Below are 24,522 nucleotides of genomic sequence, written 5' to 3'. Positions count from 1 at the left end.
ATGGGCGTACTCATCGCGTACTCATCGAGTGCTCATCGCAATCTCGACCTACTTCCAACTCGCGAGGTACCTGACCGCACGGGGTTCCGTGCCGTACTTCTTCTTACGGTGCCGACTGCTCGACGTACCGGCGGACGTCCGCGGTGTCGAGCGGTCCCGGGACCCTGAGGGCCCTCGGGAACGCCCGGCGGCGGACCGCCAGGTCGAGACAGACCAAGGCGGGATGCACATAAGCACCCCGGCCGGGCAGCGTACCGCGTGGATCGGGGGCGCAGTCGCCCTTGATCAACACGATGCGCAGCAGATCGCGCTTGGCCGCTCGCTCCCGGCATCCCAGACAGGTTCGCTCAGGGCAGGCGCGGGCTTGCGTCCGGCCAGACACGGTTAAGTCTACCTCCCCGCACCGACCTCACCCCTTTGGGGCAAGAATCGAACGGTTGTTGTCGTGATCTCGCCACTGCACAACGTGACCATGGCGGGTTCTATTCCACGGAGCGGTCAGTCCTGCTCGGAGGTCTGCTCCGTGTCCGGGCGGATGTCGATGCGCCAGCCGGTGAGGCGGGCGGCCAGGCGGGCGTTCTGGCCCTCCTTGCCGATCGCCAGCGAGAGCTGGTAGTCCGGCACGGTGACCCGGGCGGACCGGGCGGCGAGGTCGACGACCTCGACCTTGGAGACACGGGCCGGGGACAGGGCGTTCGCCACCATCTCGGCCGGGTCGTCCGACCAGTCCACGATGTCGATCTTCTCACCGTGCAGCTCGGCCATGACATTGCGCACTCGGCTGCCCATGGGGCCGATGCAGGCGCCCTTGGCGTTCAGGCCCGAACGGGTGGACCGGACCGCGATCTTGGTGCGGTGGCCGGCCTCACGGGCGATCGCGGCGATCTCGACGGACCCGTCGGCGATCTCCGGGACCTCCAGCGCGAAGAGCTTCTTCACCAGATTGGGATGCGTACGCGAAAGGGTGACGGACGGACCGCGCACGCCCTTGGCGACGCGGACGACGTACGTCCGCAGCCGCAGCCCGTGCGTGTACTCCTCGCCCGGCACCTGCTCCTGCACCGGAAGGATCGCTTCCAGCTTGTCGTCCAGCTTGACCAGGACGTTCTTGGGGTCCTTGCCCTGCTGCACCATGCCGGCGACGATGTCGCCCTCGCGGCGGGCGTACTCGCCGAAGGTGACGTCGTTCTCGGCGTCCCGCAGCCGCTGCTGGATGACCTGGCGGGCGGTGCTCGCCGCGATGCGGCCGAAGTCCGACGGCGTGTCGTCGAACTCCTTGGGCTCCTGCCCCTCCTCCAGGTCGGCCGGGTCCTCCTTCGCCCACACCGTCACATGACCGGTCTGCCGGTCCAGCACGACACGGGCGTGGCGGCGGGCTCCCTCGGTGCGGTGGTAGGCGATGAGGAGGGCCGACTCGATCGCCTCGACCAGCAGGTCGAAGGGAATCTCCTTCTCCTGTGCCAAGCCCCTCAGGAGCTTCACGTCGATGTCCACGGCTACGCCTCCTCTTCCTTCTTGTCCTTGCGGTTGAACTCGATCTCCACGCGCGCCTTCGCGATGTCCCCGAACGTCACGCGGCGGGCGGTGGGCTTGCGCCCCTTCACGCCCGGCACCTCGAGATCGAGGCCCTCGTCGTCCACGGAGAGGATGCGGGCCACCAGGTCGCCGCTCTCGTGCAACTGGAACTTCACGAGCCGGCCGGTGGCGCGTACGTAGTGGCGGTGCTCGGTCAGCGGGCGGTCGGCGCCCGGCGAGCTGACTTCGAGGACGTACTCCTCGTCGCCCATCGCGTCCGTCTCGTCGAGCTTGTCGGAGATGGCGCGGCTCAGCTCGGCACAGGCGTCGAGTTCCACGCCCTCGTCCGAGTCGACGATGATCCTCAGCATCCGCCGCCGGCCCGCCCGGGACACCTCGATCTCCTCGAGGTCCAGGTCCTTGGCGCTGACCAGCGGTTCCAGCAGCCCGCGCAGCCTTTCGCTCTGGGTGGTGCTCATCCGGGTGACTCCTCGGCCGCGTGTGCTGTTGTGGGATCGTCGCGTGTCAGATCAAAGGGTATCCGGTCGCGGGGGGTGTTGCCGTCCACCTCGCGCCGAGCCGCAGGTACGCTCGCCTGCGGTGATCTTGGGGTCGGGTGGAGGGAGTGACGCGTGGGGCGTACGGGAACGACACGCAGACGCGCGCTCATCGCCACGGGCGCGGTGGCCGCGGCCGGTGTGCTCGGGGCGTGCACGTCGGACGGCCCGGGCGGTACGCCGTCGGTGCCGGCGGCCGAACGCGCGGCCCGCGCGGAGGCGGCGCTGCGGCGCCGGTCGGCCGCGACCAGCGCGGCGCTGCTGGCCCGGTACGACGAGGTCCTCGCCGCGCACCCGTCGCTGACCGCCCGGCTGGCCCCGCTCCGCGCGGCGGTCGCGGCCCACGTGGCGGCCCTGGGCCCGGTGGACGCGTCGCCCACGCCGAGCGGCCCGGCCACCCCGGCCGCCCCGACCGGACCGGGCACACCGGAGCCCCCGGCCCGGGCGGGAGCGCCGGCCGACCCGAGCGGTCCGGCCACCCCGGGCCCGCCGGCCGTGCCGGACGCCCCGGCCCGGGCGGGAGCGCCGGTCGCCGGAAGCCCGACCGCCGGTACGGCCACCGACCCCGTGCCCGCCGACCCCACCGTCGCGGTCGGCGAGCTGGCGGCGGCCACGCGGCGGGCCGCCGACGTACACGCCGCCGCCCTGCTGACCGCCCCGCCCGAGTACGCGCGGCTGCTGGCGTCCGTGGCGGCCGCGGGGGCGGCGCACGCGTACCTGCTGACCAGCGAAGGGACCCGGTCATGAGCGAGGCCGCCCTGGAGGCCGCGCAGGCGGCGCTCGCCGCCGAGCACGCGGCGGTGTACGGGTACGGGGTCGTCGGCGGCCGGGTCGGCGACGCGCGCATGGCGGAGGCGACCGCCGCGCACGCCGCGCACCGGGCCCGGCGGGACGCGCTGGCGCGTGCCGTGCGCGACCTGGGCGGCAAGCCCGCCGCGTCCGCCGCCGCCTACGCGCTGCCGTTCCCCGTGCCGGACGCGGCGGCGGCCGTGCGGCTCGCCGCCGAGCTGGAGGACCGGGTCGCGGGCGTGTACTCCGACCTCGTACGGGCCGCCGAGGGCCCGCTGCGGCGGGAGGCGGCGAGCGCGCTGCGGGAGGCCGCGGTGCGGGCCGTGCGGTGGCGGGGCAGCGGCGTAGCCTTTCCTGGGCTCGCCGAGCGACTGTGAGCCCCGGCTTTGGAGAGGGAACAACGCACGCATGGGTTTTGAACCGCCGCAGCGACTGGTGCGGGCTCTCGGCGAGACGTACGGGGACGCGGCCGCGGGCGACTGGCTCGCCCGGCTTCCGGAGCTCGCCCGGCAGGCGGTGGACCACCGGCACCTGGACGTCGAACGGGTGATCGCGCCGGGCGGCCGGAGCAGCCTGGTCGCGCTCGTACGGCTGCCGGACGGCACCCCGGGCGCGCTGAAGGTGGCGCCGCCGTTCGCCGCGCCGGACCTGGAGCGGGCGGCGCTGGCGCACTGGAACGGCTGGGGCGCGGTGCGGCTGCTGGACACCGCCGGGCCGGACCTGCTGCTGGAGCGGCTGCACGCGGAGGTGAGCCTGCGCTCCCTGCCGGAGGCCAAGGCGCTGCTGGAGGCCGCCGGCACGGTGCGGCGGCTGTGGGTGGCCCCGCCGGAGGGCCACGCCTTCGAGTCGGTCGCGGAGCGGACCGCGCGGCAGGCGGAGGCGATGCGGGCGGTGAAGGACGCGCAGACGGCCGAGCTGGTGTCCGCGGCGCTCGGCGCCCGGGACGAGCTGGTCGCGGACGCCCCCGAGGAGCTGCTGCTGCACGGCAACTTCCGCCAGGGCAAGGTCCTGGCCGGGGACCGGGCGCCCTGGCTGGCGGTCGGCCCGGACCCGCTCGTCGGCGAGCGCGCGTACGACCTGGCCCGGCTGGTCCGCGACCGGGTCGAGGACCTGGTGGCGGCGGCCTCGGGCCCGGCGTCCGGGCGCCGCCGGGTGAACAAGCTGGCCGACTCCCTCGACGTGGACCGCGAGCGGCTGCGCGGCTGGACGCTGTTCCGGGCCGTGGAGTCGGGCACGCGCGCCCTGGCGGCGGGGCGGCGGCAGGACGGCGAGCTGCTGCTGGAATTCGCGAGCTGGCTCTAGAACTCCTCCAGAGCTCCCCAGACGGCCCCGCAGGTGCGATATTGGGCATATCGCACCCACACACCCGGCTACTACGGCAGGGGGTTGTCATGGTCGAGGAACTGCTCACGGCCGCCGCGGCGACGGGTTCCGCGGGCGCGCTGTACCTGTCGGCCGCCGCCAGGGTCATCAAGCAGTACGAGAGGGGTGTGGTGCTCCGGTTCGGCCGGCTCCGGCACGGCATCCGGCCACCCGGCTTCACCCTGGTGGTCCCGTTCATCGACCGGCTGCACAAGGTCAACATGCAGATCGTGACCATGCCGGTGCCCGCCCAGGAGGGCATCACCCGGGACAACGTCACGGTCCGGGTGGACGCGGTCGTGTACTTCAAGGTCGTCGACGCCGCGGCGGCGATCATCCGCGTCGAGGACTACCGGTTCGCGGTCTCCCAGATCGCGCAGACCTCCCTGCGCTCGATCATCGGCAAGAGCGACCTGGACGACCTGCTCTCCAACCGGGAGAAGCTCAACCAGGGCCTTGAGCTGATGATCGACAACCCGGCCGTGGAGTGGGGCGTGACCATCGACCGGGTCGAGATCAAGGACGTCTCGCTGCCGGAGACGATGAAGCGCTCGATGGCCCGCCAGGCCGAGGCCGACCGCGAGCGGCGGGCCCGGGTCATCAACGCCGACGCGGAGCTCCAGGCGTCCAAGAAGCTGGCAGAGGCGGCGGGCGTGATGTCGGAGACGCCGGCCGCGCTCCAGTTGCGGCTGTTGCAGACCGTGGTGGCCGTGGCCGCCGAGAAGAACTCCACGCTGGTGCTGCCCTTCCCGGTGGAGCTGCTGCGCTTCCTGGAGCGGGCAGCGCAGAACCCGCCCCTCGTGGGCCAGCAGGCGCCGCCAGTCCCCCAGTCGACGACGGCACTGCACGTCCACGATCCGCACCTGCACGATCCACTGGACACGTTCCGCGCGTCGCGGGGAACGCCCGAGCCACCGGTACACGAACCGGCGCCGTCGCCCCACGTGCGGGACGACGACACCGGTACGGCGGGCTGCATCTGACGCCCCTGGCCGCCTGGCCTCCTGGCTCCGGGCGCGGGGCCGGGGGGTCAGGCGCTGAGGCGGGCGATGGCCTCGTCGACCGTCAGCTCCTCGCGCTCGCCCGTGCGGCGGTCCTTGAGCTCGACGACGCCTTCGCCGGAGCGACGGCCCGCCACGAGGATCTTCGGTACGCCGATGAGCTCCGCGTCCGTGAACTTCACGCCAGGTGACACCCCGGCCCGGTCGTCGACCAGGACACGGAGGCCGGCCGCCTTCAGCTTCTCCGAGACCTCCAGGGCCAGCTCGGTCTGGAGCGCCTTGCCGGCCGCGACGACGTGGACGTCGGCCGGGGCGATCTCGCGGGGCCAGCACAGGCCCTGCTCGTCGGCGTGCTGCTCGGCCAGGGCCGCGACCGCGCGGGAGACACCGATGCCGTACGAGCCCATGGTGACGCGGACGGGCTTGCCGTTCTGGCCGAGGACGTCGAGCTGGAAGGCGTCGGCGTACTTGCGTCCGAGCTGGAAGATGTGGCCGATCTCGATGGCTCGGTCGATCTTCAGGTCGGAGCCGCAGTTCGGGCAGGGGTCGCCCTCTTCCACGACGACGACGTCCAGGTACTGGTCGACCTCGAAGTCGCGCCCGGCGACGACGTTCTTCGCGTGGGTGTCGGGCTTGTTGGCGCCGGTGATCCAGGCCGTGCCGGGCGAGACGCGCGGGTCGGCGATGTAACGGACCTTGTCCAGGCCCTGCGGACCGACGTAGCCGCGCACGAGGTCGTCGCGGCCCTCGAAGTCCTCGGCGGTGACGAGCTCGACGGCGGCCGGGGCCAGGTGGTCCTCCAGCTTGCCCATGTCGACCTCGCGGTCGCCCGGCACGCCGACGGCGACGATCTCGCCGTCGACCTTGACCAGGAGGTTCTTCAGCGTGCGGGACGCCGGGACGTCCAGGTGCGCGGCGAGCGTCTCGATGGTCGGCGTGTCGGGGGTGTCCAGCTCCTCGACCGGGCCGTGCGCGGTGGGGTCCTCCGGCTGCTGCTTGAACGTGACGGCCTCGGTGTTCGCGGCGTAGTCGCAGTTCGGGCAGTAGACGAAGGTGTCCTCACCGGCGGCGGCCGGGGCCAGGAACTCCTCCGACGCGGAGCCGCCCATGGCGCCCGAGACGGCGGAGACGATCTTGTGCTTGAGGCCGAGCCGGTCGAAGATCTTGATGTACGCCTCGCGGTGCAGCGCGTACGACTCGGCCAGGCCCTCGTCCGTGGTGTCGAACGAGTACGAGTCCTTCATCTGGAACTCGCGGCCGCGCAGGATGCCGGAGCGGGGACGCGCCTCGTCGCGGTACTTCGTCTGGATCTGGTAGAGGATCACCGGCAGGTCCTTGTAGGACGTGCACTGGTCCTTGACGAGCTGGGTGAAGATCTCCTCGTGGGTCGGACCGAGGAGGTAGTCGCCGCCCTTGCGGTCCTTCAGGCGGAACAGCTCGGCGCCGTACTCCTCCCAGCGGCCCGTCGCCTCGTACGGCTCCTTGGGCAGCAGCGCGGGCAGCAGGACCTCCTGCGCGCCGATGGCGTCCATCTCCTCGCGCACGACGCGCGCGACGTTCTCCAGGACCTTCATGCCCAGCGGCAGCCACGACCAGATGCCCGCGGCGTTGCGGCGCACGTAACCGGCGCGGACGAGCAGCTTGTGGCTGAGCGTCTCGGCGTCCGCCGGGTCGTCGCGCAGTGTCTTGACCATCAACCGGGACATGCGCTGGACCTGGGCCATGGGGAACTCTCCTGCGGTGAAAAGTGTGATGGCTAGGAGGTTAGCTCCGGGGCGGGTGCCGAAGGAAATCAGTTCGGCCGCAGCAGGGGGAGCGGCGCGCCCATCACGGCGTACGGCTTCGCCGCGCTCGGGAAGTGGACCTGGCGGGCGAGGTCCTGGTACCCGAGGGCGCGGTAGAGGAAGCGGGCGGGGTTCTCGACGTCGATGGCGGAGAGGATGGAGCGCGGCTGGTCGGCGGCGTCCGTGATGGTGGTGATCAGCTCACGGCCGATGCCCCGGCCCTGGAAGCCGGGGTGGACGTGGAGCTCGGTGATGACGAAGGAGTCGTCGAGCCAGGAGTCGTTGCCCTCGCGGACGAGGTAGGGCTGGACGACGGTCGACCACCAGTGGGTGCGGTCGTTGGGCATCCCGTACACGAACCCGACGAGCCGCCCGCTCGGTGTCGTCGCTCCGTACGCGCACGCGCCCGGGTTGATCAGGTGGCGCAGCACGATGTGGCGACGTACCGCGACCTCGTCCTCGGTCAGCCCGAAGGCGAGGGCCTGTACGGCGAGGGCGTCGTCCACGCGCGCGGCGAGGTCGACCGGTCGGACCACGACGTCATCCATACGACCGAACCCTACAAGCGTCAGAACAACACGCTCATGAAAGCGCCGACTTCCCTGAACCCGACGCGGCGGTACGCGGCCCTGGCCGGGAGGTTGTAGTCGTTGACGTACAGGGAGACCACCGGCGCGACGTCGGCGAGGGCGTAGCGCAGCACGGCGGCCATGCCGGTCTCGGACAGGCCGCGGCCCCGGTGCTCGGGGGCGACCCAGACGCCCTGGATCTGACAGGCCTGCGGTGTCGCGGCGCCGATCTCGGCCTTGAAGACGACCTTGCCGTCCTCGATGCGGGCGAAGGAGCGGCCGGCGCCGACGAGTTCGGCGACGCGGGCCTGGTAGAGCAGGCCGCCGTCGCCGGCCATGGGCGAGACGCCGACCTCCTCGGTGAACATGGCCACGCACGCAGGCATGATCACGTCCACCTCGTTCTTGCGGATGCGGCGCACGTACGGGTCGGGCTCGACGTCCGGGGACGGCCGGTCGGTGACCATCAGCGGCTGGTGGGCGCGGACGTCGCGGGCGGGGCCCCAGCTCGGTTCGAGCAGCCGCCAGAGCTGGGCGGTCGGCTCGGCGGGGCCGACGATCGACGAACAGCGGCGGCCGGCCCGGCGGGCGCGGTCGGCGAAGGCGCGGACGGCCTCGGGGGTGGCGCAGATGGGGACGAGGTTGGCGCCGGAGTAGCAGAGCGAGCGCAGCCGCCCGTCCGCGTACCAGCCCCACATCTCGCCGCCGAGGCGCCACGGGTCGAGCCCCGCGACCTGCACGCGGGAGGTGACGAACGCGTTGGCGACGGGCTCGCTCTCCAGGACGGCGAGCGCGGCGCCGAGGTCGCTGGGTTCGAGGACCCGGGTGGTGGTCTGCGTCAACACGAGGGGGCCTCACCATGCGTTCCATACGGGTCCTGGCACTGTACCTGGCGACCCTGCTGAAACGTCAGGCCGACGAACCCCGCCGGCACGCGGGTGCGCCTTCGCGGGCGGCGCCCGCGCCGCGGGCGGTGCGCTGGGGGGTGGGTGCGGTGGGGGGTGGGTGCCACACCCGTTGTGGGCGGGTGCCCTGGGGGGTGGGTGCCACACCCGTTGTGGGCATTCGTTCCGCAGGGCGGAACGGGTGGGCACAAACGGTCCGGGGCGGTGCCTTTGCCCGGTGCCCCCTGGGGCGGTGCCTGCTCCCGGTGACCACGAGTGCGGGTCGGTGGGGCGGCGGCCACCCCGGGTGCGTGGGGGCGGGGCCCCTCCGGGCTCACCTCCTCGAGGCCGGCGGCCTTGGGTCACAGGCAAGGGAGCCCGGCCGTCGCCGCCAACCTCTGCGGGGGCGACCCTGCACGGCCCCGCCCGGCCGGACGCCGGGTGCGGGACGGTGAGTGGTGGGCACGGCCCGGCAAACGACGCGCGCCCCGGTGCCGAGGCGGCAGCCGGGGCGCGGGGACGCGGGGGTCAGCTCACTGAGACTTCCGGTTCGCCCGACATCACGCCGTCCTTCTCCATCTGCTCGGCGATCTTCATCGCCTCCTCGATGAGCGTCTCGACGATCTTGGACTCGGGCACGGTCTTGATGACCTCGCCCTTCACGAAGATCTGCCCCTTGCCGTTGCCGGAGGCGACACCGAGGTCCGCCTCACGCGCCTCGCCCGGGCCGTTGACGACGCAGCCCATGACCGCGACGCGCAGCGGGACCTCGAGGCCGTCCAGGCCGGCGCTGACCTGGTCGGCCAGCTTGTAGACGTCGACCTGGGCGCGGCCGCACGAGGGGCAGGAGACGATCTCCAGGCGGCGCTGGCGGAGGTTGAGGGACTCCAGGATCTGGATGCCGACCTTGACCTCCTCCGCCGGCGGGGCGGAGAGGGAGACGCGGATGGTGTCGCCGATGCCCTCGGAGAGCAGCGCGCCGAAGGCGACGGCCGACTTGATGGTGCCCTGGAAGGCCGGGCCCGCCTCGGTGACGCCCAGGTGCAGCGGGTAGTCGCACTGGGCGGCGAGCTGGCGGTAGGCGTTGACCATGACGACCGGGTCGTTGTGCTTGACCGAGATCTTGATGTCGCGGAAGCCGTGCTCCTCGAAGAGGGACGCCTCCCACAGCGCGGACTCGACCAGCGCCTCGGGCGTGGCCTTGCCGTACTTCTCCAGCAGCCGCTTGTCGAGGGAGCCCGCGTTGACGCCGATGCGGATGGGCGTGCCCGCGTCCCCGGCGGCCTTGGCGATCTCCTTGACCTGGTCGTCGAACTGCTTGATGTTGCCCGGGTTCACGCGGACGGCGGCGCAGCCGGCGTCGATGGCGGCGAAGACGTACTTCGGCTGGAAGTGGATGTCGGCGATGACCGGGATCTGCGACTTCTTCGCGATGGTGGCGAGGGCGTCGGCGTCGTCCTGGGTGGGGCAGGCCACGCGGACGATCTGGCAGCCGGACGCGGTCAGCTCGGCGATCTGCTGGAGCGTCGCGCCGATGTCGGACGTCCGGGTCGTCGTCATCGACTGCACCGACACGGGGGCGTCGCCGCCGACCGGGACGTTCCCCACCATGATCTGCCGCGACTTGCGGCGGTCGGCGAGCTTGGTCGGAACGGACGGGATACCGAGAGAAATCGCGGTCATCTGCTGTGCAACCCCAAGGTGTGGATCGAGGTCCCGAGATCGGCGGGCTCCGCTTCGAGATTACAGCCCCGAGATGACGCGGCCGGACACCGCGGGGTGTCCGGCCGCGTGGCTAGGAGATCTTCACCGGATTGACGATGTCCGCGACCAGCACGAGCAGCGTGAAGCAGATGAAGATCCCCGCCACCACATAGGCGACCGGCATCAGCTTGGCCACGTCGAACGGGCCCGGGTCGGGCCGGCGGAAGACCTTCGCGACGTTGCGGCGTACGGACTCCCACAGCGCGCCCGCGATGTGTCCGCCGTCCAGGGGCAGCAGCGGCAGCATGTTGAACAGGAAGAGGGACAGGTTGAAGCCGGCCAGCAGGGTCAGGAACGTGGCGATGATGTTCTGCGTGGGGATGTCCAGGTTCATCACCTCGCCGCTGATCCGGGCCGCGCCGACGACGCCCACCGGGGAGTCCGCCTTGCGCTCGCCGTCGCCGAAGGCCGCGTTCCACAGGTCGGGGACCTTGGACGGCAGGGCGACGATGGACTCGACGCCGTTCTCGATCATGTCGCCCATACGGTCCACGGACTGGCCGAAGCTGAGCGGCAGGATCTCGGTCTTGGCCGCGAAGCCCAGGTAGCCGGCCGGTACGTACTTGCCCTCGACGACCTCGCCGTCCTCGTCCTTCTGGACCACCTGGTTCTCGATGAGGGTGGGGTGGAGGGTCAGCTCCTTGCCGTCACGGACGACGGTGAGGTCGGCGGGGCCGATGGTGTCGCGGATGCGCTCGGAGAGCGTGGCCCAGTCGTCGACCGGCTTCCCGTCGAAGGCGACGATCTTGTCGCCCGTCCTGAGCCCGGCGGCGTGGGCCGGGGACACCGGGTCGCCCTTGGCGCACGTGTCGCGCTTCTCGCTCTGCTCGATGACGCACTTCTGTACGCCGGCGACCTCTGTGGTCTGGGTGGCGAACCCGAACGTCATGGCGACGCCGAGGAAGATCGCGACGGCCAGGACCAGGTTCATGAAGGGGCCGGCGAACATGACGATGACGCGCTTCCACGGCTTGCGCGTGTAGAACAGCCGCGTCTCGTCGCCCGGCTGGAGCTCCTCGTACGCCGCCGACCGGGCGTCCTCGATCATGCCGCGGAACGGGGAGGTGGAGCGGGCCTCTATGCGGCCGTCGTCGCCGGGCGGGAACATCCCGATCATGCGGATGTAGCCGCCGGCCGGGATGGCCTTGATGCCGTACTCGGTCTCACCCCGTTTGCGTGACCAGAGGGTGGGGCCGAAGCCCACCATGTACTGCGGCACGCGGATGCCGAAGAGCTTGGCCGTGGACAGGTGGCCGAGCTCGTGCCAGGCGATGGAGAACAGCAGTCCGACCGCGAAGAGCGCGATGCCGAGGATCGTCAACAGAATCGTCATGCGCGAGCCTCCGCGGTTGCCTTCGCCGTCAGTTCACGGGCCCGGGCGCGTGCCCAGGTCTCCGCCTCCAGGACGTCCGGCATGGTCAGGGAAGTTCCCTCGGCCGGGGTGCCGTGCTCGGTGACGACCGCCGTGACCGTGTCCATGATGCCGTTGAAGGGCAGCCGGCCGTCGAGGAACGCCGCCACGCACTCCTCGTTCGCGGCGTTGAAGACCGCCGGGGCCGTGCCGCCCAGCTCGCCCACGTGGCGGGCGAGGCCGACGGACGGGAACGCCTCGGTGTCGAGGGGGAAGAACTCCCAGGTGGACGCCTTGGACCAGTCGAAGGCGGGGGCGGCGTCGGGGACGCGTTCGGGCCAGCCGATGCCGATGGCGATCGGCCCGCGCATGTCGGGCGGGGTGGCCTGGGCGAGGGTGGACCCGTCGGTGAACTCCACCATGGAGTGCACGTAGGACTGCGGGTGTACGACGACCTCGATGCGGTCGAAGGGGATGTCGTAGAGCAGGTGGGCCTCGATGACTTCCAGGCCCTTGTTGACGAGCGTGGCGCTGTTGACCGTGATCACCGGGCCCATGGCCCAGGTGGGGTGCGCGAGGGCGTCCTCGCGGGTGACGTGGGCCAGCTCCGCCCGCGTACGGCCGCGGAAGGGTCCGCCGGAGGCCGTCACGACCAGTTTGCGGACGTCCGCGCGGGTGCCGGCGGCCAGCGCCTGGAACAGCGCGGCGTGCTCGGAGTCGACCGGGATGATCTGGCCCGGCTTGGCGAGGGCCTTCACCAGCGGGCCGCCGACGATCAGCGACTCCTTGTTGGCGAGGGCGAGGGTGCGGCCGGCTTCGAGGGCGGCGAGGGTCGGCGCGAGGCCGATGGAGCCGGTGATGCCGTTGAGCACGGTGTGGCAGTCGGAGGCCGCGACCTGGGTGGCGGCGTCCGGTCCGGCGAGGATCTCGGGGAGCGGCTCGGTGCCGTACTGCTCCTTCAGCGCCTCCCGCAGCGCGGGCACCGCCTCCTCGCGCGCCACGGCCACCGTGCGCACCCGCAGTTGGCGCGCCTGCTCGGCGAGGAGCCCGGCCCGGCCGCCGGCGGCGGACAGGGCGGTGACGCGGAAGCGGTCGGGGTTGCGCAGCACCAGGTCGATGGCCTGGGTGCCGATGGACCCGGTGGAGCCGAGGACGACGATGTCCCGGCGGCCTTCGGCCGGATCGAAGGCGATGTGCGGGTCTGCGAGGGGGGCTGGGCTGTCGCTCATGCCCCCCATTCTTGCCGCATCCGCGCCGTGCCCCGACCCGGCATCCCCTAAGCCAGGGATGTGAACTTCTCCCAGTGGGCGTGGAAGTCCGGGAAGGTCTTGCGTACGCAGCCGGGGTCGTCGAAGGAGATGCCGGGGGTGCGCAGGCCCGTGACGGCGAACGACATGACGATGCGGTGGTCGCCGTGCGTGATGATCTCGGCGGCGGTGGGGGCGCCGGGGTGGATTTCGATCCAGTCGGGGCCGGTGGCGACCGTGATGCCGAGGCGACGGAGGTTCTCGGCGCAGGCCTCCAGCCGGTCGCACTCCTTGACGCGGGTGTTGGCGACGTCCTCGATCCGGACCGGGCCGTCGGCGTACGGGGCGAGGGCGGCGAGGGTCGGCATGGTGTCGGAGATGTCACGCATGTTGACGGTGAGGCCGCTGAGGCGGCCGGTGCCGCGCACGGTGGTGCCGTCGGCGGTGACCGTGACGTCGGCGCCCATGCGGCGGAGGACGTCCACGAAGGCGAGGTCACCTTGGAGGGCGCCGGTGCCGAGGCCGGGGACGGTGACCTCGCGGCCGGTGAGCGCGGCGGCGGCGAAGAAGTAGCCGGCGGTGGAGGCGTCCGGCTCGATGGCGTAGGTGGTGGCGCGGTAGCCGGTGGGCGGGACGGTGAAGACGTCGCCCGCGCGGGTGGGCTCGGCGCCGAAGGCGCGCATCATCGCGAGGGTGATCTCGACGTACGGCTCCGAGACCAGGTCCGTGACGGTGATCGTGAGGCCCTCGGCGGTGAGCGGGCCCAGCATGAGGAGCGCGGTGAGGTACTGGGACGACTGCCCGGCGTCCAGGGTCAGTGCGCCGCCCTTGATGCCGGAGGCGGCGATCCGCAGCGGGTGGTGGCCCTCGGCCGCCTCGTGGCGCAGGTCGACGCCGAGGGTGCGCAGCGCCTGGGTGAGCGGCGCGAGCGGGCGGCGGCGCATCTGCGCGGAGGCGTCGAACCGGAAGTCGCCGTGCCCGGCGGCGGCGAGCGTGGGCAGGAACCGGGCGGTGGTGGCGCCGTCGCGGCAGTAGACGTCCGCGGTGGCGGCGGCGGGGCCGGCCGGGCGGCCCTGGACGCGCCATTCATGAGCGCCGCGCTCGACCTCGTACCCGAGGGTCGTCAGCCCCTCGGCGAAGCCTTCGGTGTCGTCGGAGACGAGCGGGCGGACGAGGGTGGTGGTGCCGTCGGCCGCGGCGGCGAGGAACAGGGCGCGGGCGGTGACGGACTTGGAGCCGGGGATGTCGATGACGGTCACGGCGCCCATCCTGCCGTCCGGGGGCGGGCGGGCGCCGTGCGTCTCACGAACTGGTCAGCGGATGGGACGGTGGACGTTCTCGCGGGTGGAGGGGCCGGGGGTGGCGTCGGCGATCCAGGGGCCGTCGCCGCTGGGGTCGAGGATGCCCTCCTCCAGCCAGGTGTACGTGCCGGCCAGGACGCCCTTGACGACCTTGCGGTCGAGGTCGTCGGTGTTGTTCCAGAGCCGCCCGAACAGCTCCTCCACGCGGATGCGGGCCTGGCGGCAGAAGGCGTCCGCGAGCTGGTACGCCTCGCGGCCGTGCGCCTCGGTGGTGCGCAGCAGTTCCGCCCGTACGCAGGCGGCGCTCATGGCGAACAGCTCGGCGCCGATGTCAACGATCCGGCCGAGGAAGCCCTGCTTGGTCTCCATACGGCCCTGCCAGCGGGACATGGCGTAGAAGGTGGAGCGGGCCAGCTTGCGGGAGGTGCGCTCGACGTAGCGGAGGTGGGTGGACAGGTCGGCGTGGCCCGCGGGGTGGAAGTCCGCGTACGCGCGCGGCAGTTGGCCCGGTCCGGCGACGAGCTTGGGCAGCCAGCGGGCGTAGAAGACGCCGGCCTGGGCGCCGGCCTTCGCCTTGTCGCCCAGCGACTTGTCGGGGTCGATGATGTCGCCGGCGACGGCGAGGTGGGCGTCGACGGCCTCGCGCGCGATCAGCAGGTGCATGATCTCCGTCGAGCCCTCGAAGATCCGGTTGATCCGCAGGTCGCGCAGGAGCTGTTCGGCGGGTACGGCCCGTTCGCCGCGGGCGGCGAGGGAGTCGGCGGTCTCGTAGCCCCGGCCGCCGCGGATCTGGACCAGCTCGTCGGCCATGAGCCAGGCCATCTCGGAGCCGTACAGCTTGGCGAGGGCGGCTTCGATGCGGATGTCGTTGCGGTCCTCGTCGGCCATCTGGCTGGAGAGGTCCAGGACCGCTTCGAGGGCGAAGGTGGTGGCGGCGATGAAGGAGATCTTCGCGCCGACGGCTTCGTGGTGGGCGACGGGCTTGCCCCACTGCTCGCGGACGGCCGACCATTCCCGGGCGATCTTCAGGCACCACTTGCCGGCGCCCGCGCACATGGCGGGCAGGGACAGCCGCCCGGTGTTGAGGGTGGTGAGCGCGATCTTCAGGCCGGCGCCCTCTGGGCCGATGCGGTTGGCGGCCGGGACGCGTACCTGGTGGAAGCGGGTGACGCCGTTCTCCAGGCCGCGCAGGCCCATGAAGGCGTTGCGGTTCTCGACGGTGACGCCGTCGGACCCGGCCTCGACGATGAAGGCGGTGATGCCGCCCTTGTGGCCCTCGGACTTCGGTACGCGGGCCATGACGACCATGAGGTCGGCGACGACGCCGTTGGTGGTCCACAGCTTCACGCCGTCGATGACGTAGTCGTCGCCGTCCGGGACGGCGGTGGTGGCCAGGCGCGCCGGATCGGAGCCGACGTCGGGCTCGGTGAGGAGGAAGGCGGAGATGTCGGTGCGGGCGAGCCGCGGGAGGTAGGTCTCCTTCTGCTCGGGCGTGCCGAAGAGTTTGAGCGGTTGCGGTAGGCCGATCGACTGATGGGCGGAGAGCAGGGCGCCGACGGCGGGGCTCACCGAACCGGCCAGGGCGAGGGCCTTGTTGTAGTACACCTGGGTGAGGCCGAGGCCGCCGTACTTGGTGTCGATCTTCATCCCGAGGGCGCCGATCTCCTTGAGGCCGTCGATGACGGCGTCGGGGATGCGGGCCTCCCGCTCGATGAGGGCGCCGTCGAGCTTCGTCTCGCAGAAGTCGCGGAGCTTGGCGAGGAACTCCTCGCCGCGCTGGACGTGTTCGGTGGCGGGCAGCGGGTGCGGGTGGATCAGGTCGAGCCGGAAGCGGCCCAGGAACAGTTCCTTGGCGAAGCTGGGCTTGCGCCAGTCCTGTTCGCGGGCGGCCTCGGCGACCTGGCGGGCTTCGCGCTCGGAGACCTTGGGCTTGTGGTGGGGGCCGGACATGGTGGGCTCACCTCGCCGCTTCAGTCGGGGGCGGCCGGCCGGTGGTCCTACCGACCGGTGCTACTCGACCGTATTACCCGATTACGGCGGGTACGAAAAGGCGGCCCGAACCCCCGCACAGTGGGTTCGGGCCGCCGGTCTTGGGCCGTACGAGTGACGTGCTGTTACAGGGCCCTGTTACAGGGCCAGGCCCGTGAGGACCAGCACGCGCTCGTAGGTGTAGTCGTCCATCGCGTACCGGACGCCCTCGCGGCCGACGCCGGACTGCTTGGCGCCGCCGTACGGCATCTGGTCGGCGCGGTAGGACGGGACGTCGCCGATGATCACGCCGCCGACCTCAAGGGCCCGGTGGGCGCGGAAGGCGGTCTGGAGGTCGTGGGTGAACACGCCCGCCTGGAGGCCGAACTTGGAGTCGTTGACCTTGGCGAACGCCTCGGCCTCGCCGTCGACCTTGTGCAGGGTCAGGACCGGGCCGAAGACCTCCTCGCAGGCGAGGGTGACATCGGCGGGCAGGTTCTCCAGCACGGTCGGGGCGTAGGTGGCGCCGTCGCGCTTGCCGCCGGTGAGGAGCTTGGCGCCGGCGTTGACGGCCTCGTCGACCCAGGCCTCGACGCGCTTGGCGGCGTCCTCGCTGACCAGCGGGCCGACGTCGGTGGCGTCGTCGGACGGGTCACCGGTGCCCTGGGCCTCGACGGCGGTGACGACCTTGGCGACCAGGCGGTCGTAGACGGAGGCGTCGGCGATGACGCGCTGCACCGAGATGCAGGACTGGCCGCCCTGGTAGTTGGAGAAGGTGGCGATGCGGGTCGCCGCCCAGTCCAGGTCCTCCTCGGAGGACCAGTCGCCGAGGACGACGGCGGCGGCGTTGCCGCCCAGCTCCAGGGTGCAGTGCTTGTGCGGCACGGACTCCTGGATGGCGTAGCCGACCTTGTCGGAGCCGGTGAAGGAGATGACCGGCAGGCGCTCGTCCTTGACGAGGGCGGGCATGCGGTCGTTGGTGACCGGGAGGATCGACCAGGAGCCGGCGGGCAGGTCCGTCTCGGCGAGCAGGTCACCGAGGATCAGGCCGGACAGCGGGGTGGCCGGGGCGGGCTTGAGGATGATCGGCGCGCCGACGGCGATGGCCGGGGCGATCTTGTGGGCGCACAGGTTCAGCGGGAAGTTGAACGGCGCGATACCGAGGACGACGCCCTTGGGGAAGCGGCGCGTCAGGCCCAGACGGCCGGTGCCGCCGGCGTCGGTGTCGAGGCGCTGGGCCTCGCCACCGTTGAAGCGGCGGGCCTCCTCGGCGGCGAAGCGGAACACGGAGACGGCGCGGCCGACCTCACCACGCGCCCACTTGATGGGCTTGCCGTTCTCGGCGGAGATCAGCCGGGCGATCTCCTCGGTGCGCTCGGCGAGCCGCTTCGACACGTGGTCGAGGGCGGCGGCGCGGACGTGGGCGGGGGTCGCGGCGAACTCGTCGATCACCGCGTGCGCGGCGGCCACGGCCTCTTCGACCTGGGCCTCGGTGGGCACGCTCACCTGGCCGACGGTGCGGCCGTCCCAGGGGGAGGTGACGTCGAAGGTGGTCTCGCCGGTGGCCTGGCGGCCGGCGAGCCAGAAGGCGGTGGCAGTCATTCGCGAATCCCGGCCCTTTCGAAGCTGTGCGGAGTGGGGGCTGTCCCTGTTCACACGGTAGGGCCGTGAAGCCGCGCGGTCGCTTGTCCGGGATGGAGTAGTGCTTGGCGTCAGTTTCGCCGTTCCGTACTGACGATGAGGCACACCCCGGCCACGACGACGGCGCCGCCGAGGGCGATGGGCCAGGTCAGCGCCTCGCCGAGGATCAACGCGCCGAGGAGGACGGCGACGACGGGGTTGACGTAGGCGTAGGTCGCGACGAGGGAGAGCGGGGCGGTCTGGAGGAGCCAGGCGTACGCGGTGAAGGCCAGCAGCGAACCGAAGACGATGAGGTAGGCGAAGGCGGTCCAGGAGCGGGCGGAGAAGGCAGCCACGTCCAGGCCGCGCTGCTCGCCGCGCACGAGTCCGAGGAGCAGGCAGCCGAGGCCGCCGGCGATCATCTCGTAGACGCTCGCGGTGAAGGGGTTGGCGGGCATGGGTATCCGGGACGAGGAGAAGGTCCCGACGGACCACAGCACGGTCGCCACGATCACGGTGAGCACGCCGCCGATCCGTACGTCGCCGCTGAGGCCGGGCAGGGTGAGGACGGCGAGCCCGGCGAGGCCGAGCAGGACACCCGTGTACGCGCCCCGGCCCGGCCGCTCCCCGAAGACGGTGCGCAGCAGCACGACCCAGGCGGGGACGACCGCGATGAGCAGGGCGGTGAGCCCGGAGGGCACGGAGGTCTCGGCGAGCACGACGAGCCCGTTGCCGCCGAGCAGCAGGCACAGCCCGACCACGGCGGCGGACGCGAGCTGCGCGCGGGTGACCTTCAGGACGCCGATGCCCTTCCGCCAGGCCAGCAGCGCGGCGAGGAGGAGGCCGGCGACGACGAACCTGACGCCGGCCGACAGGAAGGGCGGCATGGTCTCGACGACGACGGCGATGCCGAGGTAGGTGGACCCCCACACCACGTACACGATCGCCAGCGCGGCCCACACGGCACCGGTGATGCGGCGAGCCGGAGCGGGTGGTGCGGGACGGTCTGCTGGGGTGGTGGAGGTTGTGGCCGAGGCTGCGGCGCGGCTTGTCATGCACGGGAGAGTATTGATCTTCCGAGCTGAACGGCAAGGAATTTGCCCGTCTTCGGGCAGGGGGAGGGGGGTTTCGTCAGGGCAACCGTTGTGGGCCCGTTGTGGGCAGTCGTCCCGCTGGGCGGGACGGGTGGGCACAACGGGACCGGGGCGGTGCCTGTTCCCGGTGACCACCGGGTGCGGCTTGGTGGGCCTGGCGGCCAGCCCGGGTGGGTGGGGGCGGGGCCCCTCCGGGCTCACCTCCTCGAGGCCGGCGGCCTTGGGTCACGGCTCTTGGGAGCCCGGCCTTTGCCGCCAACCTCTGCGGGGGCGACCCTGCACGGCCCCACCCGGGCCGGATGCCGGGTGCGGGCACCGTTACGACGCCGGCGCGCCGCCCGTGGCTTTGAGGGCGAGCCACAGCTCCATCCGTACGTCCGGGTCGTCGAGCGAGCGGCCCAGGATCTCCTCCACGCGGCGCATCCGGTACCGCAGCGTGTGCCGGTGGACGCCCAGGTCCGCCGCGGCCGCGTCCCACTGGCCGTGGCGGGAGAGCCAGGCGCGCAGCGAGGCGACCAGGTCGCCTCGGCCGGTCGCGTCGTGCTCGTACAGCGCGCGGAGCATGCCGTCGGCGAAGGCGCGCACGGCGTCGTCCGCGAGGAGCGGCAGGACCGAGCCGGCCGCGAGCTCCTCGTGCTCGACCAGCGCGCGGCCGCGCCGGCGGGCGACCGAGAGGGCCTGCTCGGCCTGCTTGTACGCGGCGGCGGCCGCGATCGGGCCGGTCGGGGCGGACAGGCCGATCACCACCCCGGCCTCCTCGGCCTCCTTCTCGGCGTACGCCTCGCACGCCGTGGCCACCGCGCCCCCGTCCCCGGCCAGCACGACCAGCCGCTCGTCGCCCTCCGGGACCGTCAACACCGTCTCGCCGGTGCGGGCGGCCGCCGTTTCCAGGGCGTCGGCGAGGGCGGGCAGCGGCGGATCGGCGTTCGGGTCGCGCTCCGCCGAGGCGGGCTCGGCGATCAGCAGCCGGAACGGGGCGTCGAGCAGCCCCCCGTACAGGTCGCCCGCCACGGCCCGGGCGTGGTCCGGCTGCCCGGACAGCATCATGCGCAGCACCGCCGCGCCGAGCCGCTGCTCGGCCGCCTGGAGGGAGCGCGACCGCTCGGTGGTGAGCGTCAGCAGGGCGATGGCCGAATGGACGGCGTACCGTTCCGCCGTCCCCAGCGGCGCGCCCGTGCCGACCGCCAGGGCGCCCCGCACCCGTCGGCCGCTGCCCAGCGACTGGAGCTCCACCCGGTCCTCGGTGCCGCCGACCACCGCGCTGGCGGGCGCCGACCGCTCCCGGAGCCGTTCCACGTCGGGGGTGAGCCGTGCGGCCCGGCGCGCCGCCCACTCGGGCGCCGCGGCCAGCACGGCGCCGGAAGCGTCGTACAGCGCCGCCCAGCCGTCCACGTGGGCGGCGAGCCGCGCCACGACGGCGGCGGGGCCCTCGGCGAGGGCGGCCCGGGTCATCTCCCGCTGGGCCTCGAACCCGGCCGTCACCGCCCGGTACTGGTCCGCCGCGATGGCCGCCGACACCGCCTTGGAGATGGCGAGGAACGGGGTGCGGCGCGGCACCTCCAGCAGCGGCAGGCCCTGCTCGCGGGCCGCGTCCACCAGGGCCTGCGGGGTCTCGTCGTAGTTGACGCCCACGGCGAAGCCGAGCCCGACGACCCCGGCGTCGGCCAGCCGCTTGACGTAGCGGCGCATGGCCTCGGGGTTCTCGGCGTCCAGCTTCATCGCGGTGACCATGAGCAGCTCACCGCCCTCCATGTAGGGGACGGGGTCGGTGAGCTCGCTGACGTGTGCCCAGCGGACGGGTGTGTCGAGGCGGTCCTCCCCGGCGCGGACGGTGAGCTTCAGCGCCGAGTGCTGGACGAGCGAGGCGAGCGTGAGCGGCATGGCGGGACCGTCGGACTTTCGGGAGGGGTCACGGAAGGGTTTTTCGCCGTCCCGTATGAACGACTCCCTTCAATTCTGCCAGGTTGTCACGTCACGTCACGTTCGCAGGTCGACCAGAAGCGGAGGGACATGTTCCCCTCGCACGCCTGTCAGGGACAGTACGGCATGCCCGGGAGGCACGGCGTGGGCGAGGTCGGAGGCCGACCAGCGCTGCCGCTCCACCTCCCGTACGGTCACCGCCTCGGCGGTCGCCGCCTTGCCGGTCACCAGGCGGCGCAGGAAGTGCAGGGCCTTGGTGAGCGGCTCGTCGGAGATGATCTGCCGGTTGGTCACGTCCCGGGTCTGCACCCACTCGGTGCCCCAGGTCTCCGCGAACCGCCCGCCGTCCCAGGGCGCGATGCCCGCGAACGCCATCCGGCACCCGACCGCGCCCAGCAGCGGCCCGCGCAGCGCCTCGGGCACGTCCTCCAGGGTGCGCAGCGCCAGGACGACACCCGCGTGCGCCGAGCGCAGGCGCTGGATGGCGCGTACGGAGTCGGCGGTGACCGTGTATGTGGCGTCGTCCAGGACCAGGCAGGCGAACAGCGACCGGTCGCCGCGCGCCAGGGCCGCCTCGGTGAACTGCGCCAGCAGCAGCCGCGCCACGATCCGGGACGCCTCGGCGTGCCCGCGCTCGGGCAGGTCGACGCGTACGCGCAGCGGGTGCTCGATGGCGCGCGGCGAGAACCGGCGCCCTTCGGTGTCGGTGCGGAAGAACCGGGCGAAGGCCGGCCGGTCGAGGAAGGCGATCCGCTCGGCCAGCAGCACCCCGACGTCGTCGCCGCGCTCGGCCTGCCGCTCCCGGGCGTCCAGCTCACGGAGCTGGGCCGGGTCGTCGGCCACGGCCGCGCGCAGCTCGGCCAGCGCCTTGGGCGCCCCGCCGAGCAGCTCGCGCAGCTCCGGTACGGCGGGGAAGTGGCCGTGCGCGGCCCGGTAGGGGCCGATGAGCTGGGCCAGCGCGGTGGCGGCGCGGCGGCTGTCGGGGACGAGGTCGCCGACGAGGGCCTCGGCGAGCATCCGGGCGGCCTCGTCGGGGTCGTCGGCGCCGCCGTACAGGTCGAGGTCGTGCGTGGAGTCGGGGCGGCCGACGGAGACGATCACGTCGAAGGCGGCGTCCGGGGCGAGGGCGGTGCCGTGGGCGGTCACGGCGACGACGGCGGCGCGGTTGGCGAGGGCCTGGAGGCACAGGGACTCCACGACCGGGCGGACCAGCCGGACCGTCTTGCCGGACCCGGCGGGCCCGACGGCCAGCAGCGAGGTGCCGAGCACGGCGGGCTCCAGGGCGACCCCGGTGGTCCGCCGGGCGTAGGGGTTGCGGGGGTGGTCGGCCGCGGTGCCGATCCGCACCTGGGCGGTGGCCAGGTCGTGGGCGGCGGTGCGGACGGGCAGGTCGCGCACGCCCGACGGGTGGGCGCACGCGGCGGGCCCGTGGGCGCGCACGGCGTCGGTGAACGCGGCGAGCCGGTCCGGATGGGTGCGCACGCCCTGCCAGGCCCGCCGGATGCGCGCGTAGTCCACATCGCCCAGGGCGCCCGAGCGGGTGGCCTCGGCGAGCTTCCGGGCGGCTTCCGTCAGCCCGGCGTCCCGCAGCTCGGGCCAGTCGGCGGGGTCGGCGTCCGGGGGCGGCGGCGGGGGCGGGGTGTCCTTCTTCTTCGCGTACCGGCGCCAGATCTCGGGGACGTGGCCGATCCGGGCGAAGAAGACCAGGAGGCCGCCGCCGACGATGGCGTAGTACACGTAGCTGGCCGTGGCCCAGGTGCCCGGCTGCGTGCGCCACTCGTCGGGGGTGAACGCCAGGAGCGGCCAGAGCCAGTAGTAGCCCAGGTATCCGTTCCACAGCAGGGACCACAGGAGCCAGCCGCTGAGCAGGGCGATCACCGCGCCGGCGAACAGCCGACGGGCGGGCACCGCCTCCGGCTCCTCCTCCGGGCGCGGCCGGTGCCCGAGCCGCCACACGCCGGGCTCGGCCGCCGGCCGGGGCGTGCGCAGCCACTGCGCGGTGCCCCCGCCCGCGGGCGCCGGGGCGTGCCGGGGCGGGGGCGGCACGGGCGGCTTGCCGACGTGGCTGCGCCGTGCCTCGTACGTACCGTCGGTGTCCATGAACCCCTGCCCCCTGACCAGCCAGGTCCCGCGCGTCTGTGCCTCCGTCAATCTAGCCGTCCGGCGGGGGCGGTTCAGCGACCTGTGGACAACTCCGGAGCGGCGGGGCGGCGAGGGGCGGCTATGTCCGTCCCGGACAAGGACACGGCACCGACCACTCCCTGATGGAGCATGCCCACCCCCCTCCCCCGGCCCTAGCCTGCGGAAGAAAGAGAAGTAGCGTCCGAAAGACCCCACCCCAGGAGCCCCGCATGACCGAAATCCCGCAGGAGCGCCGCGTCGTCACCGCCATCCCCGGCCCGAAGTCGCAGGAGCTTCAGGCCCGCCGTCTGTCCGCGGTCGCGGGCGGCGTGGGGTCCGTGCTGCCGGTCTTCACGACCCGTGCCGGTGGCGGCGTCATCGAGGACGTCGACGGCAACCGCCTGATCGACTTCGGTTCCGGTATCGCCGTGACCTCCGTGGGCGCCTCCGCCGAGGCGGTCGTGCGCCGGGCGAGCGCCCAGCTCGAGCAGTTCACGCACACGTGCTTCATGGTCACGCCGTACGAGGGTTACGTCGAGGTCTGTGAGGCGCTCGCAGAGCTGACGCCGGGCGACCACGCCAAGAAGTCCGCGCTGTTCAACAGCGGTGCCGAGGCCGTCGAGAACGCGGTGAAGATCGCCCGCTCGTACACCAAGCGCCAGGCCGTCGTCGTCTTCGACCATGGCTACCACGGCCGTACGAACCTCACGATGGCGCTGACCGCCAAGAACATGCCGTACAAGCACGGCTTCGGTCCGTTCGCGCCCGAGGTCTACCGCGTCCCGGTCGCCTACGGCTACCGCTGGCCGACCGGCCCGGACAACTGCGGCCCCGAGGCCGCCGCGCAGGCGATCGACCAGATCACCAAGCAGATCGGCGCCGAGAACGTCGCCGCGATCATCATCGAGCCGGTGCTCGGCGAGGGCGGCTTCATCGAGCCGGCCAAGGGCTTCCTGCCGGCGATCGTGAAGTTCGCCAACGACAACGGCATCGTCTTCGTCGCGGACGAGATCCAGTCCGGCTTCTGCCGCACCGGCCAGTGGTTCGCGTGCGAGGACGAGGGCGTCGTCCCGGACCTGATCACCACCGCCAAGGGCATCGCGGGCGGCCTGCCGCTCGCCGCCGTCACCGGCCGCGCCGAGATCATGGACGCCGTGCACGGCGGTGGCCTGGGCGGCACCTACGGCGGTAACCCGGTGGCCTGCGCCGGTGCGCTCGGTGCCATCGAGACGATGAAGGAGCTCGACCTCAACGGCAAGGCGAAGCGCATCGAGGAGGTCATGAAGGGCCGCCTCTCCGCCATGCAGGAGAAGTACGAGATCATCGGCGACATCCGTGGCCGCGGCGCCATGATCGCGATCGAGCTGGTGAAGGACCCGGCGACCAAGGAGCCGAACCCGGAGGCCGCCGGCGCGCTCGCCAAGGCCTGCCACGCGGAGGGCCTGCTGGTCCTGACCTGTGGCACCTACGGCAACGTGCTGCGCTTCCTGCCGCCGCTGGTCATCGGCGAGGACCTGCTGAACGAGGGCCTGGACATCATCGAGAACGCGTTCGCCGGCATCTGAGACCGCCGAACGGCACGGCGCGGCCCGAGCCCGGGCATGACGCTGTGCGACCGGTTGTGAAGAAGCAGTGGGGGGCCGATGGCGGGATGGAGATCCGGCTGTCGGTCCCC

General features: G+C 72.5%; 20 protein-coding genes. 5 read left to right on the top strand and 15 right to left on the bottom strand.

Annotation, left to right across the window (positions count from 1 at the left end):
• Nucleotides 1-103: 103 nt before the first annotated feature.
• The 3 genes from AB0J57_RS31625 to rimP form a co-directional block, all read right to left on the bottom strand.
• Nucleotides 104-382, bottom strand: coding sequence for a YlxR family protein (locus tag AB0J57_RS31625; RefSeq protein ID WP_366131798.1), 279 nt, complete (start codon nt 380-382; stop codon nt 104-106).
• 116 nt (nt 383-498) lie between these two features.
• Nucleotides 499-1,494, bottom strand: a complete 996-nt coding sequence (nusA, locus tag AB0J57_RS31620; RefSeq protein ID WP_366131796.1) for a transcription termination factor NusA — start codon at nt 1,492-1,494, stop codon at nt 499-501.
• 2 nt (nt 1,495-1,496) lie between these two features.
• A complete protein-coding gene (rimP, locus tag AB0J57_RS31615) occupies nt 1,497-1,994 on the bottom strand; it encodes a ribosome maturation factor RimP (RefSeq protein WP_366131795.1) in 498 nt (165 codons plus the stop codon).
• Between the two features lie 153 nt (nt 1,995-2,147).
• On the opposite strand from rimP, the gene AB0J57_RS31610 reads away from it, so the two are divergent.
• The 4 genes from AB0J57_RS31610 to AB0J57_RS31595 all read left to right on the top strand — a co-directional run bounded on the left by AB0J57_RS31610 (nt 2,148) and on the right by AB0J57_RS31595 (nt 5,206).
• The gene (locus AB0J57_RS31610; RefSeq protein ID WP_366131794.1) at nt 2,148-2,819 is read left to right on the top strand and encodes a hypothetical protein; all 672 of its coding nucleotides are present in this window, start codon (nt 2,148-2,150) and stop codon (nt 2,817-2,819) included.
• Entirely contained in the window at nt 2,816-3,238 is a 423-nt protein-coding gene (locus AB0J57_RS31605; RefSeq protein ID WP_366131793.1) for a DUF4439 domain-containing protein, read from the top strand. Before AB0J57_RS31610 ends, AB0J57_RS31605 begins: the two co-directional genes overlap by 4 nt.
• Before the next feature lie 31 nt (nt 3,239-3,269).
• Nucleotides 3,270-4,163, top strand: coding sequence for an aminoglycoside phosphotransferase family protein (locus AB0J57_RS31600; protein ID WP_366131792.1), 894 nt, complete (start codon nt 3,270-3,272; stop codon nt 4,161-4,163).
• Nucleotides 4,164-4,252: 89 nt separating this feature from the next.
• A complete protein-coding gene (locus tag AB0J57_RS31595) occupies nt 4,253-5,206 on the top strand; it encodes a slipin family protein (protein ID WP_366131791.1) in 954 nt (317 codons plus the stop codon).
• A gap of 47 nt (nt 5,207-5,253) precedes the next feature.
• Here AB0J57_RS31595 and AB0J57_RS31590 read toward each other — a convergent pair whose 3' ends face one another.
• The 12 genes from AB0J57_RS31590 to AB0J57_RS31535 all read right to left on the bottom strand — a co-directional run bounded on the left by AB0J57_RS31590 (nt 5,254) and on the right by AB0J57_RS31535 (nt 22,826).
• Nucleotides 5,254-6,948: a proline--tRNA ligase gene (locus AB0J57_RS31590; RefSeq protein WP_366131790.1), complete on the bottom strand. Its 1,695-nt coding sequence runs from the start codon at nt 6,946-6,948 to the stop codon at nt 5,254-5,256.
• 68 nt (nt 6,949-7,016) lie between these two features.
• On the bottom strand, nt 7,017-7,556 hold the full coding sequence (locus tag AB0J57_RS31585) for a GNAT family N-acetyltransferase (RefSeq protein ID WP_366131789.1): 540 nt from the start codon (nt 7,554-7,556) through the stop codon (nt 7,017-7,019).
• A gap of 20 nt (nt 7,557-7,576) precedes the next feature.
• Entirely contained in the window at nt 7,577-8,422 is an 846-nt protein-coding gene (locus AB0J57_RS31580) for a GNAT family N-acetyltransferase (RefSeq protein WP_366131788.1), read from the bottom strand.
• A gap of 567 nt (nt 8,423-8,989) precedes the next feature.
• Complete coding sequence (gene ispG, locus AB0J57_RS31575) at nt 8,990-10,144, bottom strand: flavodoxin-dependent (E)-4-hydroxy-3-methylbut-2-enyl-diphosphate synthase (protein ID WP_366131787.1); 1,155 nt, start codon at nt 10,142-10,144, stop codon at nt 8,990-8,992.
• A gap of 112 nt (nt 10,145-10,256) precedes the next feature.
• Complete coding sequence (locus AB0J57_RS31570; protein WP_366131786.1) at nt 10,257-11,558, bottom strand: site-2 protease family protein; 1,302 nt, start codon at nt 11,556-11,558, stop codon at nt 10,257-10,259.
• Nucleotides 11,555-12,805, bottom strand: a complete 1,251-nt coding sequence (dxr, locus tag AB0J57_RS31565; protein ID WP_366131785.1) for a 1-deoxy-D-xylulose-5-phosphate reductoisomerase — start codon at nt 12,803-12,805, stop codon at nt 11,555-11,557. The genes AB0J57_RS31570 and dxr overlap by 4 nt, the downstream gene beginning before the upstream one ends.
• Nucleotides 12,806-12,852: 47 nt before the next feature.
• On the bottom strand, nt 12,853-14,082 hold the full coding sequence (gene aroA, locus AB0J57_RS31560; protein WP_366131784.1) for a 3-phosphoshikimate 1-carboxyvinyltransferase: 1,230 nt from the start codon (nt 14,080-14,082) through the stop codon (nt 12,853-12,855).
• Nucleotides 14,083-14,136: 54 nt separating this feature from the next.
• On the bottom strand, nt 14,137-16,074 hold the full coding sequence (locus AB0J57_RS31555; RefSeq protein ID WP_366131783.1) for an acyl-CoA dehydrogenase family protein: 1,938 nt from the start codon (nt 16,072-16,074) through the stop codon (nt 14,137-14,139).
• Between the two features lie 177 nt (nt 16,075-16,251).
• A complete protein-coding gene (locus AB0J57_RS31550) occupies nt 16,252-17,694 on the bottom strand; it encodes an aldehyde dehydrogenase family protein (RefSeq protein WP_366131782.1) in 1,443 nt (480 codons plus the stop codon).
• A 110-nt stretch (nt 17,695-17,804) separates the two neighbouring features.
• Nucleotides 17,805-18,767 carry an EamA family transporter gene (locus AB0J57_RS31545; protein ID WP_366131780.1) on the bottom strand — a complete coding sequence of 321 codons (963 nt, stop codon included), beginning with the start codon at nt 18,765-18,767 and terminating at the stop codon, nt 17,805-17,807.
• Nucleotides 18,768-19,124: 357 nt separating this feature from the next.
• Complete coding sequence (locus AB0J57_RS31540; RefSeq protein ID WP_366131779.1) at nt 19,125-20,687, bottom strand: PucR family transcriptional regulator; 1,563 nt, start codon at nt 20,685-20,687, stop codon at nt 19,125-19,127.
• Between the two features lie 96 nt (nt 20,688-20,783).
• Nucleotides 20,784-22,826 carry an ATP-binding protein gene (locus tag AB0J57_RS31535; protein WP_366131778.1) on the bottom strand — a complete coding sequence of 681 codons (2,043 nt, stop codon included), beginning with the start codon at nt 22,824-22,826 and terminating at the stop codon, nt 20,784-20,786.
• A 251-nt stretch (nt 22,827-23,077) separates the two neighbouring features.
• Here AB0J57_RS31535 and gabT point away from each other — a divergent pair, with 251 nt between their 5' ends.
• The gene (gene gabT / locus AB0J57_RS31530) at nt 23,078-24,412 is read left to right on the top strand and encodes a 4-aminobutyrate--2-oxoglutarate transaminase (RefSeq protein WP_366131776.1); all 1,335 of its coding nucleotides are present in this window, start codon (nt 23,078-23,080) and stop codon (nt 24,410-24,412) included.
• Nucleotides 24,413-24,522: the final 110 nt, after the last annotated feature.

Source organism: Streptomyces sp. NPDC049837 (assembly GCF_040674455.1).
Lineage (GTDB): Bacteria > Actinomycetota > Actinomycetes > Streptomycetales > Streptomycetaceae > Streptomyces.
The sequence above is the reverse complement of the archived record's forward strand: the minus strand, read 5'-3'. Positions and strand labels throughout refer to the sequence as shown.

What these genes read in the sequence shown, in the direction of transcription:
- rimP (WP_366131795.1), bottom strand. Translation starts at nt 1,994, where the DNA reads ATGAGCACCACCCAGAGCGAAAGGCTGCGCGGGCTGCTGGAACCGCTG.
- AB0J57_RS31605 (WP_366131793.1), top strand. Translation starts at nt 2,816, where the DNA reads ATGAGCGAGGCCGCCCTGGAGGCCGCGCAGGCGGCGCTCGCCGCCGAG.
- AB0J57_RS31600 (WP_366131792.1), top strand. Translation starts at nt 3,270, where the DNA reads ATGGGTTTTGAACCGCCGCAGCGACTGGTGCGGGCTCTCGGCGAGACG.
- AB0J57_RS31595 (WP_366131791.1), top strand. Translation starts at nt 4,253, where the DNA reads ATGGTCGAGGAACTGCTCACGGCCGCCGCGGCGACGGGTTCCGCGGGC.
- AB0J57_RS31590 (WP_366131790.1), bottom strand. Translation starts at nt 6,948, where the DNA reads ATGGCCCAGGTCCAGCGCATGTCCCGGTTGATGGTCAAGACACTGCGC.
- AB0J57_RS31585 (WP_366131789.1), bottom strand. Translation starts at nt 7,556, where the DNA reads ATGGATGACGTCGTGGTCCGACCGGTCGACCTCGCCGCGCGCGTGGAC.
- ispG (WP_366131787.1), bottom strand. Translation starts at nt 10,144, where the DNA reads ATGACCGCGATTTCTCTCGGTATCCCGTCCGTTCCGACCAAGCTCGCC.
- AB0J57_RS31570 (WP_366131786.1), bottom strand. Translation starts at nt 11,558, where the DNA reads ATGACGATTCTGTTGACGATCCTCGGCATCGCGCTCTTCGCGGTCGGA.
- dxr (WP_366131785.1), bottom strand. Translation starts at nt 12,805, where the DNA reads ATGAGCGACAGCCCAGCCCCCCTCGCAGACCCGCACATCGCCTTCGAT.
- AB0J57_RS31555 (WP_366131783.1), bottom strand. Translation starts at nt 16,074, where the DNA reads ATGTCCGGCCCCCACCACAAGCCCAAGGTCTCCGAGCGCGAAGCCCGC.
- AB0J57_RS31550 (WP_366131782.1), bottom strand. Translation starts at nt 17,694, where the DNA reads ATGACTGCCACCGCCTTCTGGCTCGCCGGCCGCCAGGCCACCGGCGAG.
- AB0J57_RS31545 (WP_366131780.1), bottom strand. Translation starts at nt 18,767, where the DNA reads ATGACAAGCCGCGCCGCAGCCTCGGCCACAACCTCCACCACCCCAGCA.
- AB0J57_RS31540 (WP_366131779.1), bottom strand. Translation starts at nt 20,687, where the DNA reads ATGCCGCTCACGCTCGCCTCGCTCGTCCAGCACTCGGCGCTGAAGCTC.
- AB0J57_RS31535 (WP_366131778.1), bottom strand. Translation starts at nt 22,826, where the DNA reads ATGGACACCGACGGTACGTACGAGGCACGGCGCAGCCACGTCGGCAAG.
- gabT (WP_366131776.1), top strand. Translation starts at nt 23,078, where the DNA reads ATGACCGAAATCCCGCAGGAGCGCCGCGTCGTCACCGCCATCCCCGGC.